Source organism: Mesorhizobium sp. M0152 (assembly GCF_040322415.1).
Classification (GTDB): domain Bacteria; phylum Pseudomonadota; class Alphaproteobacteria; order Rhizobiales; family Rhizobiaceae; genus Mesorhizobium.
The window spans coordinates 30,483-43,390 of sequence record NZ_JAMYTH010000042.1; the positions used below are offsets into that span (position 1 = coordinate 30,483).

A 12,908-nucleotide genomic window follows, 5' to 3' on the forward strand; every position below is an offset into this window, starting at 1 on the left:
GAGTTTGATGTGGCTTGGCGTGCCCTACCCGAGGGGTAGGTCACGCCCAGGCCCACGGGATCACACACCAACCCCAGCTAACCTGGTTTGAACGGAGCAAGCCTCCGACGCCGCCCTAATCAAAAACGCTGCAACAGATCCTTCAAATCAATTTGCAAGATTTTTACAACCGTCAGTCGTTGACAATGGTACGGCACCGCGAGTCTGAGGTCCGGCACGGCTACAAAAGTGACGCCGGTACCCTCGGACCGCCGCCAGCACGCAACATCGGGATTAACAGCAATGGTAAGAAGAAGAGCGCTCATATTGGTCGAAGGCCATAGGGGTACTGGTCAGCTATACGTCCAAGCGGCTCAGTGTCTTGGTCTTCATCCAATTACTCTGACGGCTGATCCACCTCGGTACGACTATCTTTCGGCGGAAAACGTTGAGGCAATCCGTGTCGACACTGGCAATCTCGAAGCGTTGGTCCGCGAAAGTTCGCGGCTGCGTGCTACCCACGACATTGCTGGCATTACTGGCTTTGCCGGGGACCATGAATCGATCTATGCGACAGTTGGCAAGCTTTGCCGGCATTTCGATCTACCGGGACCGAACCCTGAATCGATTGAACGAAGCTGCGACAAATTCAAGCAACGCCAACTCCTCGCGCAGGCCGGCGTTCCAATACCGGCTTATCGGTTGGCAACAAATGCGGCGGAGGTAGAAAGCTCGGCTGCAGAGATCGGCCCGCCCGTGATTCTTAAGCCGGCAGTAGGCAGCGGCAGCATGGGTGTCCGATTGTGCCGCAGCCTCGAAGACGTAGCCGAACATACGACCTATCTATTGGGCGGAAAGCACATATGGCGGTCTACACCGAAAATACTCGTCGAAGAATTCGCACAGGGCCCGTTCTATAGCATTAATGTTATGGGGAATGAGGTCGTTGCGATTTGCGCCAATGACTTTGGTCCCCTCCCCCATTTCGTCATACGTGAGGTGACGTATCCGGCCCTGCTAACCGATCAGGAGCGTGAGCGCATCGCCGATGTTTCGCTGAGCAGTTTGCGGGCTCTCGGCCTTGGCTGGGGGCCAACTAACATTGAACTCCGGTGCACGAAACGCGGTCCAGTTGTCATTGAAGTCAATCCGCGTCTTAGTGGCGCGCCCGACCCTCAACTGGTCCAGTTAGCTTACGGTGTCGACCTCGTCACCGAGCACATCAAGCTTGTTATTGGCGAGAAATGGGATCTGCGCAAAAAGCATTCGCATACTGCGGCCGCGCGATTCCTGCTTCCTGATCAAGATGGCACCCTGGACTGGATTGGTGGCGACACTCAGGCAGCTGCTATATCAGGTGTGGCCGAGGTCAAATTGAATGTTGAACCCAAGACACCGATCGTCAGGAAGGGGGATTTCCGAGACTGGATTGGACATGTCATTGCCACTTCGCCCAGCCGTGCTGAAACCGACGGCGCCCTTCAGCGAGCGGTCGACTTGATCGATTGGTCGATCACCCCTTTTCCGGCGACAATAAGAGGTGATCGAGAGCACGATGTTTGTGGGGCGTTCGGGCGGCCCACCAGTTCTGTTCCGATCAGGCATTGACGGCTTAAGATCCTTGAAACGCAGCAGTTCCCACGTCAATGTCACATCAAGTTTGACGAGGCAAATGCAGCTTTGGCCACACCTGCCTTGTCTCCCGCGGAACTTCTCCGCGACCCATGGCGAGGCCGTCGGCCCAATTTGGGCCCAATTTGAATGCCGCCCACCGCCGCCGCAGGACGAACATGCGCTTGACAAGACAACGCCGGCCCGTTCAACTTGAGGCATTCACCAGGGGAGTCCCGGCAAGGGGCTGAGATACTGCTGGCTTTCGCGGCGCAGTGACCCGTTGAACCTGATCCAGTTCATACTGGCGTAGGGACGGTGCAAGCGCTCTGCGGGAGTTCACGCCCGAGGTGCTGTTTCGGCAGGTCGACAGAAGCGTCTTTTCATCCTTCCGGCACAGAACTGGGTCTCCAATGCATGAGCAAAGGAGCCTCAAGATGAATGCCCTCACCCCAGCCGTCTCAACGGGACCGCTGCCTGCTTCGCGTAAGATCCACAAGCCCGGTGCCATCCACCCGCAGATCAGGGTGCCGATGCGCGAAATCTCCGTCCATCCGACAGCCGGCGAACCGCCCGTCACCGTCTACGATCCGTCGGGCCCCTATACCGATCCGGCTGTCGAAACCAGCATCGAAAAAGGCCTGGCCCGGCTTCGCCACGAATGGATCTTGGCGCGCGGCGATGTCGAGGTCTGCGACGGCCGCCATGTCCGGCCGGAGGACAACGGATTCGCGACGGGCGAACGCCTGACGCCAGAATTTCCCATCCGCCACCGACCGCTCAGGGCCAAAGCAGGCAAGGCGGTGACGCAGCTTGCCTACGCGCGCGCCGGCATCATCACACCCGAAATGGAGTTCGTCGCCATCCGCGAGAACCTTGGTCGCGAGATCCTGCGCGGCAAGCTTGAGCGCGACGGCGAGGCTTTCGGCGCGACGCTGCCCGATTTCGTCACGCCCGAATTCGTGCGTGACGAGGTGGCGCGCGGACGGGCGATCATCCCCGCCAACATCAACCATCCCGAGAGCGAGCCAATGATCATCGGCCGCAATTTCCTGGTCAAGATCAACGCCAATATCGGCAACTCCGCCGTCACATCGTCGATGGCGGAAGAGGTCGAAAAGATGGTGTGGGCGATCCGCTGGGGCGCCGATACGGTGATGGACCTGTCGACCGGCCGCAACATCCACAACATCCGCGACTGGATCGTGCGCAACGCGCCGGTGCCGATCGGCACGGTGCCGCTCTACCAAGCGCTCGAAAAGGTCGGCGGCATTGCCGAGGATCTGACCTGGGAGGTCTACCGCGACACGCTGATCGAACAGGCCGAGCAAGGCGTCGACTATTTCACCATCCACGCCGGCGTGCGGCTGCATTACATCCCGCTGACCGTCGACCGGGTGACGGGTATCGTCTCGCGCGGCGGCTCGATCATGGCCAAATGGTGCCTGCACCATCACCGGGAAAGCTTCCTCTACGAGCACTTCGCGGAGATCTGCGACATCGCCAGAGCCTACGACGTCTCCTTCTCGCTCGGCGACGGCCTTCGTCCGGGCTCGATCGCCGATGCCAACGACGCGGCGCAGTTCGCCGAGTTGGAAACGCTCGGCGAGCTGACGCAGATCGCCTGGGCGAAGGATTGCCAGGTGATGATCGAGGGGCCTGGCCACGTGCCGATGCACAAAATCAAGGCGAACATGGACAAGCAACTCGCCGTCTGCGGCGAGGCGCCGTTCTATACGCTTGGACCGCTGACGACCGACATCGCGCCGGGCTATGACCACATCACCTCAGGCATTGGCGCCGCGATGATCGGCTGGTTCGGCACCGCCATGCTCTGCTACGTCACGCCCAAGGAGCATCTCGGCCTTCCCGATCGCAACGACGTCAAGATCGGCGTGATCACCTACAAGATCGCCGCCCACGCCGCCGACCTGGCGAAGGGCCATCCGGCAGCGAAAGTCAGGGATGATGCGCTTTCCCGCGCGCGCTTCGAGTTCCGCTGGGAGGACCAGTTCAACCTGTCGCTCGATCCCGAAACCGCGCGGTCCTTCCACGACCAGACTTTGCCCAAGGAAGCGCACAAGGTGGCGCATTTCTGCTCGATGTGCGGACCGAAATTCTGCTCGATGCGTATCTCTCACGACATCCGTGCCGAGGCGCAGAAAGAGGGCATGGCGGCGATGGCGGCGAAATACCGCGAGGGCGGTGATCTCTACCTGCCGGCGGACGAGACCGGCGCACCGCTCATACCTCAGCCACGTGAGCCATCATGAAGGTCTTGGTCAAAGGAGCGGGCGTTGCTGGCCTCACCGCCGCCTTCGAGTTCGCCGCACGCGGCGCGGCGGTTACCGTTGCCGAGACAAGGCCTGCCCTTGGGGGCAATGCGTCGTGGTTCGCCGGTGGCATGTTGGCGCCGTGGTGCGAGCGTGAAAGCGCCGAGCAGCCGGTGCTGGATCTCGGAAGCGACGCCGCCGACTGGTGGGACGCCGCAACGCCAGGCTTGGTAGCACGACGGGGAACGCTGGTCTTGGCCGCGCCGCGCGATGCGGGCGAGCTCGACCGGTTCGCCAGCCGCACGACGGGCTATCGGCGCGTCGAGGAAGATGAAATTGCCTTGCTGGAGCCCGACTTAGCCGGCCGCTTCCGCCGCGGATTGCTCTTCCCCGCTGAGGGCCATCTTGATCCGCGCCAGGCGATGGCAGCACTTCATGACAAGCTCGCGGCCACGGGTGTTGAATTCCACTTCGGCGCCGACGCCCAGCATGTTTTTGGTTTCGATCGTCAGATCGATTGCACGGGAATGGCAGCGCAAAATGACAGGTTGCGTGGCGTTCGCGGCGAAATGCTCATCCTGCGTACCCCTGATATCTCGCTGTCGCGCCCCATCAGGCTGCTGCATCCGCGCTTTCCACTGTACGCAGTGCCGCGCACCGACCACCGTTTCATGATTGGTGCGACGATGATTGAAAGCCAGTCCGTCGGACCGGTTACGGCGCGTTCGATAATGGAACTGCTGGGTACCGCCTATGCCCTCCACCCGGCCTTTGGCGAGGCCGAGATCGTTGAAACCGGTGTCGGCGTCCGCCCAGCCTTTCCCGACAATTTGCCGCGCGTCGAAACCAAGGGTGAAATCATCGCGATCAATGGGCTCTACCGCCACGGTTTTCTCCTCGCCCCCGCCATGGCGCGCCAGGCTGCCGACCTGGTTTTCAGTCAAGACAGAACCAAGGAGCTTGCTCATGAAACTGATGGTCAACGGCGAAGCGCATGAGGTTGCCGCCACCACGCTGGAGGCGCTGCTTGCCGCGCTTGACTATGAGGGCGATTGGCTCGCGACCGCCGTCAACAGCGACCTCGTGCACAAAGCCAACCGGGCGGAATTCCAGTTGAACGACGGCGACCGGATTGAAATCCTCTCGCCCATGCAGGGCGGCTAGCCATGTTCGATCTTCTCGGGACGACGCTTCCCTCCCGCCTGCTTCTCGGCACGGCTCAATATCCTTCGCCGGCCATCCTTGCCGATGCAGTCAGGGCTTCGGGCACGGCGGTGGTGACCGTCTCGTTGCGCCGTGAAATGGCAGGCGGCAGGGCTGGCGAAAAATTCTGGTCGTTGATCCGCTCGCTTAGTGTCAGAATCCTGCCCAACACTGCTGGCTGCCACTCCGTCAAGGAAGCGGTCACGACCGCGAAAATGGCGCGCGAGGTCTTCGGCACCAATTGGATCAAGCTCGAAGTGATCGGCAACCATGACACGCTGCAGCCGGATGTTTTCGGTCTGGTCGAAGCCGCCCGCATCCTGTGCGAGGACGGTTTTGATGTATTCCCCTATACCACAGATGACCTTGTCGTCGCCGAGCGGCTGCTGGAGGCGGGCTGCGAGGTCTTGATGCCCTGGTGTGCACCGATCGGTTCCGCCCTCGGGCCGGTCAACATTCTGGCCCTGCGCTCAATGCGCGGGCATTTCCCGGGCGTTCCGCTGATTGTGGATGCGGGGCTCGGACGGCCGTCGCACGCGGCGACTGTCATGGAACTCGGCTTTGACGCCGTGCTCCTGAACACGGCGGTCGCCAGGGCGGCCGATCCGGTCGGCATGGCGCGCGCGTTCGGCAAGGCGGTCGAGGCCGGTCGTGAAGCTTTCAGCTCCGGAATGCTCGAACCGCGCGACGTCGCCATACCATCGACACCGACCATCGGCAGGGCAGTATTTTCATGAAGCTCGATCCCTTCTACCTGATCCTCGACAGCGCCGCCTGGATCGAACGGCTGGTGCCGCTTGGCGTTAAGATGGTTCAGTTGCGCATCAAGGATAGGGACGAGGCCACGCTGCGGACGGAAATCCGCCGCGCGAACGGCGTCTGCGCGGTCCATGGTTGCCAACTGATCGTCAACGACTATTGGCGCACGGCAATCGAGGAAGGCTGCGACTTCGTCCATCTCGGCCAGGAGGATTTGGCTGCGGCCGACCTGCTGGCGATTAAGTACGCCGGATTGAAGCTCGGGCTTTCCACGCACGATCATCTCGAACTGGAAACGGCCATCGCTGCCGAGCCCGACTATATCGCGCTCGGCCCCATCTATCCCACCATCCTGAAGCAGATGAAATGGGCGCCGCAAGGGCTCGAGCGGATCAGCGAGTGGAAGCATAGGGTGGCGCCGATCCCATTGGTCGCCATCGGCGGCCTCAACCCCGACCGGCTCGACGGTGTCTTCGAGGCCGGTGCGGACACCGCGGCGGTGGTCACCGACATCACGTTTAATGCCGATCCCGAAGCGCGCACGCGAGAATGGATCGAAAAGACAAAGCCATGGCGCTGAGGCGAGAACCGCATGTGCTCGTGGTCGGCGGATCAGACTCCAGCGGTGGGGCTGGAATTGCACGCGATATCGAGACGATCTCTTCCATTGGCGTGCGCACCTGCCTTGCTGTCACCGCGCTAACGGTGCAGACGCACCATGCGGTCATGGAAATCCACTCTATGCAACCCGGTCTGGTGGCCGGTCAGATGCGTGCGGGGTTGCAGGCCAACAAAGTGGCGGCCATCAAGATCGGGATGCTCGCCACGGTGGAGATCGTCATTGCGGTTGCCGGAGTGCTGCGCGAAAATCCGCAGGTGCCGGCAGTGCTCGACCCGGTGCTGGCGTCGACGTCAGGCCGGGCGCTCCTGGAAGCCGGCGCCATCGCCGCCCTGAAATGCGATCTGATGCCATTTTGCCGTCTGGTCACCCCCAATCTCTTCGAGCTGGCACTCCTTGTTGGCTCGGAGCGGGCAGTGGATGAGGACGGCGTAGTGTGGCAAGGCCAAGAATTGCTGGCAGCCGGCGCGCGGGCTCTGCTGATCAAGGGCGGCCATGCATCGGGACCGCAATCAACCGATATTCTGTTGCGCCCCGATCACGAACCAGTCCGCTTTGACACGCCGCGTCTTGCCGCATCGATGCGCGGGACGGGCTGCATGCTGGCCAGCTCGATTGCGGCACATCTGGCGAAGGCGCAATCAATCGAGTACGCCGTGCGCCAGGGCAAGCTCTTTGTGTTAGAAAAGCTTCGGAAAACCCCAGCCGAATAGCCGTAGAGCCGGCTCAAGCGTTCAGCGGCTGACGCTGAAATGGAAGCGTAGCCCTCCTGCCCTTTTTTCACAGGGCGTGACGGGATGAGGCCGCTTTGCAGATCGGAATTCAGCGGCGCCGAGACAAGCTGCCCTGCCAGGCCGGGAAAGTAACGGGACTCTTCCTGCGGCGAAGCGCACTGCCAGTAAGGCATGGGGATGCACTTGTGCCTCCTGGCGAGTGTGAGGCCGCAGGAGCGAGGCATTTCAGCGCGGCGGGGGCCGCCGGATCTGGCCCCGCAGTGCTGGAGCAAAGCAAAGGCCGGTTTGAGTGGGTGGGGAGAGAGGGCCGCGCGCCTCTCTTCCCGCTACATAGGAAAGGTGCCGGTAGGCACATCCATGTCGGCGCAGCCGTGCCGCGAAGCGCCCCAAGAAAGAAGAGCGTACAAAACGGAAGCACCGAAATGCCCGCCAGCGGGACCAAGTCAGATCGGTGCAGGAGAAAGACCGTGGCCCTGAGACCGGCTCAACGGGGCGGCCGTAGGAGCATCAGCAACGCGCCGCCGTCAGGCGGGATGCGGAACGGACGGCCCCCGGCGAAGGGCGCCGTTCTCTTTGAGCTGCGACCCTGGTGAGCGCCTTCGTGCCTAAAGCTGTGCCGTCGGGCTAAGCTTCAGCTTAAGATCGTTCTGAAAAGCCGAACATGGTTCGTCGAGGTAACCCTTGAGGGAAGGATCCTTGTCGGGTTCCCTGTTTTTCGACAAAATCGCCCTGCAGAATTTATATTGCGATTTGGCGGCATCGCACTGCTGGGTGTCCGCCTTATAGCAAGCGTGGACCAAAACGGCTCCCAGGTAATCATGCTCGACGTTGTTGGAAGAAAGGTGGGTCTGAATGTCTTGGAGAATGGCAACTCCATGGGACATCCCATCTGCTCCGGAGTAGGTCATTACGAGTTGACCGGGTCGTTCAAAGCCGCTTACCGAGCCGCTCCCTGCAACGTTCTCGTAGGTGCCAGACAAATCCGGGGCCGACGTGAATGTCAGCTTGAAGGGGTGCCCCAGGCCGACGGGGGTGACATCCGTAAAGTCGGGACCGTAGTACACCGAGAGATACCACTCGCCCTCTGTAAGAGCGTTGGGGGCTTGCCCGAGCCCAAGGCGCTGCATGCTCTTGTCGATGACAGTCCGAACGACGTTGGACGTGCCCTGCTGGATGCCTTCGCCGAAGCCGGTCCAGATGAAGGCGCCTACGTCCAACACAGCCACACCCAGCAGGCCGAACCTCGCACCTGTTGACTTCGTTTCACGCCCGGGCTCGATTTCCGGCTGGTCCTGCATCCGCCCCTCGCAACGCTCGTCGGGAACAACTTGGGACCCGATTATGGGCCCCAAGGGATCGGTCAGCAGGCTTCCAGATGAACTTTCTTCTTCATGTGCATTCCTCCTCGACTCAAGGGCACTTGCCGTGCGGAGCCGAACACACGCAGTATGGAGATGATACCCGATTGCGGCTTTCAAGTGTCCTCGCATCCCCCGAGGGCGCCACCTGATCTCTCGGGCAACCTTGTTCGGCGCCGCAGTTATTGAGGCGGCCGGCTTGGAAGCAGTTCCTTATGGCCCTCATGCATAAACCAGAGCACCCGTTTGAGATGACTGCGAAGGGTCTTACGGGCGCGAATTGGCTCTTTGACCGGATCGATACCCAGTACATCCAGCGCCATCTCCTCTTCGCTGGCACTGTCGGCGCAAGCGTCCATGAGCTTCAAATAGAGCTCGAAATGCTTGTCCTCATATGCGGTTAGGCTTTCCGACCAGGGGACTTCCGTTGCAATGGTTGGATCAGGCATTGGGCGCGATCTGCTTTTCATCCATGTCTCGTTTTGGCGATGAACCAGGCCGCCGTTCCAATTCAGAATATCTCCATCTAGCGCACTTTCAACCGTTCTCGGCCTTCTTCGGACAGTGCCCAATCGTTGCATATGGTCGTGGGTTCCAAATTGGCGCGCGGCTGCTCGCGACCAATACATCCTCAACTTGGCGAGGCGATGTAACGCCCGGCTGAGCCAGAATGGCGCGGCTATTGAGCATCGCCGATTGGATCGAACCTCTTATTTTAGCTTCGCGATAATCTTGTCTGGATGCTTGCAAGCGTCCATCATGCCGCCGTACATACGCTTAAGGATCTCGCCCATCACCGTACGAGCAGCAAACATTTCCAAACTCGATCTTGCAACTTGAGGCTTTGCGTTACTGCATAGCTGCATTGCACAAAGTGTTTGCGCATTGCACAACTTTTAGCCATTAAGCTACAGCTGATGCACGCGATGGTTTCCTCCCTTTCCATCGTATCAGCTGTTCCCCTCTGAAGGTTTGGACTTTACTCCTAAAGGGCCTCGGTTTTCCGATGGCCCTTTTTTTGGCGGTCGCCACGTCGTTAATAGAACGCGGCTCGATCGCCGGTTCAGCTATCAGGCTTTGGAACCCGTTCTGCCCGGCCGACCCCTCCCGACAACAGTCTGACCTTCGCCAGCCTTCTACGGGCAAGCGTTCGCGCCAAAAGTTCAAAGCCGCGTCCGTAACATTCGACGATGAAAGCCAATGTCATCAGGTCGAGCAGAAACTCGTCGATCGCATGTGTGAGCGCATCAGACTTTTGTCCGAACTGAAGGAGCAGGGCGCGCGCGTCTTCGATCGCGGCCTGGCAATCGTCTGCATCTATCAGGGAACTGATCCTGTCAAAGATCTGCAAGCGTCCTCACTTTCGGAAGCCACATTCAGCATCGAACGCCGCTGATGAGTGAGTTTCCAACAAAAGAACAGGGTAACGTTCGCGAAAAATCGCTCGGCAGCGCGTCGAACGAGCATGATGCCTCAAATGACATGTGAATTCCGGCTCACCAACATGTCGTCGAAGGCGAGTGAGCCGGCCCATTTCTGCGTCTCGGCCGCCGGACCACTGGTCAGGAGGAACTGTGGCCACATCGTCGGAGACAAATGGGTCCATCTATTCTTCCAGCCGCCACGGTTCAGCCTAGATTACATGGGAAGCGACAATAACGGAAAGCAAAGGATCGCAAAATGAGTAGGGTGGCTGGATCAAACGAAGATTTGGCTGCACCAACGACCTTTGGGCCACTTCTGCAGCCCACCTTTCGCTCGATCTGGCTCGCCACGCAGGTTTCAAGCCTCGGCTGGTTGATGCAGACTGTTGCCATCAGCTGGCTGATGGCAACGATCTCGACTTCCGATCTGATGGTTGCGTTGGTTCAGGCTTCATCGAACCTGCCCGCCTTCGTCTTGTCTGTCTTCGCCGGGGCTCTCGCTGACAATTTCAGCCGGCGCAGGGTGATGTTCGCCGGTCGGTGCCTTATGGTGACTGCCTCCGCGATGCTGACCGCATCGGTGGCGCTGGGCTTTGTCAGTCCGTGGATGATCCTCGGCTTCAGCTTCTTGATCGCAAGCGGCGGTGCTCTCAATGATCCGGCCTGGCAAGCGTCGGTTGGCGATATTGTGGATCGACGAGATGTTCCCGCTGCCGTCACCCTGCTTTCTGTTGGATTCAATACCGTCCGGACTGTGGGCCCGGCGCTCGGCGGCATTGTAGTTGCCTCGTTTGGCCTTATGGCGGCATTCGCGGTGACCACGCTCACCTATTTCGTACCCTTGGCCACTATTTGGCGCTGCAAGTGGAAGGTTCGTTCCTCCCCTCTTCCACGCGAGTCGATGAGGACGGCGATCTATGACGGGCTGCGCTTCACGGCGATGTCATCGGAAATCAAGGCCGCGATCGCGCGCGGAACCCTCTTTGGCTTGGCGAGCATCGCCATACTCGCGCTGCTGCCGGTGGTTGTCCGCGATCAGCTGGGAGGAGGCCCGCTCGCCTATGGCGCGCTCATGGCCGGCTTCGGGACCGGAGCCGTCTTCGCTGGCCTCTCCAACAGCCTGTTCAGACGGAGCTTGTCGCAGGAGCGGCTGATGAGGCTCTCCTGCGTCGCCTGCGCGGCGTGCTCACTTTGCCTGGCACTGACAACTTCGATCGGGGTGGCGGCAATTGCACTCGCTTTGGGCGGCGCGGGCTGGGTCACCGCCTGGTCAGGGGTCGGTGTGAGCGTGCAGCTGGCAAGCCCGCGCTGGGTCGTGGGGCGCACCATCTCGATCTACTATGCTTTGATAGATGGTGGCATCGCGCTCGGCAGCTGGGTGTGGGGCACGGTGGCCGAAAACCATTCGCTGGCCCTGGCGCTGGAGGGTTCCGCTGCCTCCCTGATGTTCGTCGCTGCAGCCGGCGTTCTGTTTCCTCTTCGCGAGCGCCGCGACTCAGAGCCCGATCCTCTGGAGGATTTCGATGCCCCGGCTGTCGCTCTCAATCTGAAGCCGAGAAGCGGCCCGATCGTGGTCAAGGTCGAATATGTGATAGCCGAGAGAAATCTCGAGGCTTTCCTCGACCTCATGCGGCAGCGGCGTCATGTACACAGCCGGGTCGGTGCTCGGAATTGGACGCTCCAGCGGAACTTGCAGAAGCCTATGCATTGGACGGAAACGTTCCGCACGCCGACCTGGACGGACTACCTTCGCCTCAATCATCGTCTGACGGAAGTGGACAAGGAACTGGACGAGCGTGTCTTCCAGTTGCACGCGGGAGAGGAAGCGCCTCAGATGACACTTTCCATCGAGCGACCGACAAGCTCGGCCCGCAAGCCCGAGCACTCAGCTTTTCGCCATCCCCGTCATTGAAGCCCGGCCGGCACAGAAAACGCGATTCTTGTCTATCGCGCTCAAACCGGTGCGGGAGACGGACAATCCACCAAAATTCGATGATGGGTGGCAGAGAAGAACCCCAGGCTGAGAGTGCGACCGATCGGTCCCCCCGGTGAAGCGGAGCCTGGGGCTACAGCGGCACGCGATTATTGCCGCGTGTCACCTTTTGAATTTAAAGTCTTCCTCAGTCCGCCTCGCTGATCCGGGCCAACGCTATCTTGAGGTTGGCATTTTGTCCCGCCAGCTCGCTGAGACGATCACGTTCGGCGGCGACCACATCCGGACTGGCGTTGGCAACGATGCACCCGCGCGGAGCGTGCTGTTGCTGGAAGCAGGAAGGCATGATCCGCCAAAGACGGGAGAGGTGCTGCCGGCAGTAGCGAATGGGCTGCTGCGTCAGCTTGGTGTCTGGACGCCGTTCGCCGAGGTCGGCTTCGTTGAAAATCGTGGGCTTGTTTCGGTGTGGGCCAATGAAGTTCCCAGCGAGCGGCACGGCATGTTTTCCGCTCAAGGTGCCGGCTGGCAGCTCGACCGGACGCGATTCGACCGGCTGATGGTGCAGGCGGCCAAGGCGGCAGGTGTGGACACGCGGTTTGGCTCGGCCGTGGGTTCGGCAGTGCGCGACGATCAAGGCTGGCTGCTCAAGCTGGCCGATGAAGCTATCGTTGCCCGCGCCGTGGTTTGGGCGACCGGTCGCAGTTGGAGGCTGGCGCGATGTTTCGGCGCCAAGCTCACCATGCACGGACATCTTGCCGCCTACACACGCTTTTTCGACCGCGCACCGGGCGATTGCAGCATGGTCGTCGAGGCGCGTCCCGAAGGCTGGTGGTACAGCGCCGACTTGCGCGTGCCTCACCGATCCGGATCTGGGCAGCGAACTGCGCAAAGCCGGACATTGGTACCGCGCTTTAGCCGCAACGCAGTCCATCGCGCCGCTCGTGCCGCCCAACGCAATCGAGACCGCCAGCATGATCAAGGCGGCGGGAACCGCAACGATCGCTCCGGCCGCCGG

12 protein-coding genes and 1 riboswitch are annotated in these 12,908 nt (G+C 60.7%); of the genes, 10 read left to right on the forward strand and 2 right to left on the reverse strand.

Going from position 1 to position 12,908, the window contains the following annotated elements; all coding sequences use genetic code 11:
- The first annotated feature begins 282 nt into the window (after nt 1–282).
- The 7 genes from NKJ26_RS28280 (at nt 283) to NKJ26_RS28310 (ending at nt 7,157) form a co-directional block, all read left to right on the forward strand.
- The gene (locus tag NKJ26_RS28280; protein ID WP_352698687.1) at nt 283–1,587 is read left to right on the forward strand and encodes an ATP-grasp domain-containing protein; all 1,305 of its coding nucleotides are present in this window, start codon (nt 283–285) and stop codon (nt 1,585–1,587) included.
- 220 nt (nt 1,588–1,807) lie between these two features.
- Nucleotides 1,808–1,924: riboswitch (TPP riboswitch) on the forward strand.
- A 103-nt stretch (nt 1,925–2,027) separates the two neighbouring features.
- The gene (gene thiC / locus NKJ26_RS28285) at nt 2,028–3,863 is read left to right on the forward strand and encodes a phosphomethylpyrimidine synthase ThiC (RefSeq protein ID WP_352558838.1); all 1,836 of its coding nucleotides are present in this window, start codon (nt 2,028–2,030) and stop codon (nt 3,861–3,863) included.
- Nucleotides 3,860–4,861 (forward strand): glycine oxidase ThiO, encoded by a 1,002-nt coding sequence (thiO, locus tag NKJ26_RS28290; RefSeq protein ID WP_352698689.1) that lies wholly within the window; start codon nt 3,860–3,862, stop codon nt 4,859–4,861. The genes thiC and thiO overlap by 4 nt, the downstream gene beginning before the upstream one ends.
- Nucleotides 4,830–5,027, forward strand: coding sequence for a sulfur carrier protein ThiS (gene thiS, locus NKJ26_RS28295; RefSeq protein WP_352698691.1), 198 nt, complete (start codon nt 4,830–4,832; stop codon nt 5,025–5,027). Before thiO ends, thiS begins: the two co-directional genes overlap by 32 nt.
- A 2-nt stretch (nt 5,028–5,029) precedes the next feature.
- A complete protein-coding gene (locus NKJ26_RS28300) occupies nt 5,030–5,803 on the forward strand; it encodes a thiazole synthase (RefSeq protein ID WP_352698693.1) in 774 nt (257 codons plus the stop codon).
- Nucleotides 5,800–6,405, forward strand: a complete 606-nt coding sequence (locus tag NKJ26_RS28305) for a thiamine phosphate synthase (protein ID WP_352698695.1) — start codon at nt 5,800–5,802, stop codon at nt 6,403–6,405. The genes NKJ26_RS28300 and NKJ26_RS28305 overlap by 4 nt, the downstream gene beginning before the upstream one ends.
- Nucleotides 6,396–7,157 (forward strand): hydroxymethylpyrimidine/phosphomethylpyrimidine kinase, encoded by a 762-nt coding sequence (locus NKJ26_RS28310; RefSeq protein ID WP_352538849.1) that lies wholly within the window; start codon nt 6,396–6,398, stop codon nt 7,155–7,157. Before NKJ26_RS28305 ends, NKJ26_RS28310 begins: the two co-directional genes overlap by 10 nt.
- A gap of 626 nt (nt 7,158–7,783) precedes the next feature.
- Here the strand turns inward: NKJ26_RS28310 and NKJ26_RS28315 are convergent.
- Complete coding sequence (locus NKJ26_RS28315; RefSeq protein ID WP_352698696.1) at nt 7,784–8,476, reverse strand: hypothetical protein; 693 nt, start codon at nt 8,474–8,476, stop codon at nt 7,784–7,786.
- Nucleotides 8,477–8,718: 242 nt separating this feature from the next.
- Nucleotides 8,719–9,006, reverse strand: coding sequence for a hypothetical protein (locus NKJ26_RS28320; RefSeq protein ID WP_352606402.1), 288 nt, complete (start codon nt 9,004–9,006; stop codon nt 8,719–8,721).
- Between the two features lie 536 nt (nt 9,007–9,542).
- On the opposite strand from NKJ26_RS28320, the gene NKJ26_RS28325 reads away from it, so the two are divergent.
- From NKJ26_RS28325 to NKJ26_RS28335, 3 genes are all read left to right on the forward strand, one after another.
- Nucleotides 9,543–9,932 carry a hypothetical protein gene (locus NKJ26_RS28325; RefSeq protein WP_352606400.1) on the forward strand — a complete coding sequence of 130 codons (390 nt, stop codon included), beginning with the start codon at nt 9,543–9,545 and terminating at the stop codon, nt 9,930–9,932.
- 284 nt (nt 9,933–10,216) lie between these two features.
- Nucleotides 10,217–11,872 carry an MFS transporter gene (locus NKJ26_RS28330; RefSeq protein WP_352606398.1) on the forward strand — a complete coding sequence of 552 codons (1,656 nt, stop codon included), beginning with the start codon at nt 10,217–10,219 and terminating at the stop codon, nt 11,870–11,872.
- Nucleotides 11,873–12,008: 136 nt separating this feature from the next.
- On the forward strand, nt 12,009–12,908 hold a 900-nt coding region (locus NKJ26_RS28335), incomplete at its 3' end, for an NAD(P)/FAD-dependent oxidoreductase (RefSeq protein WP_502903220.1).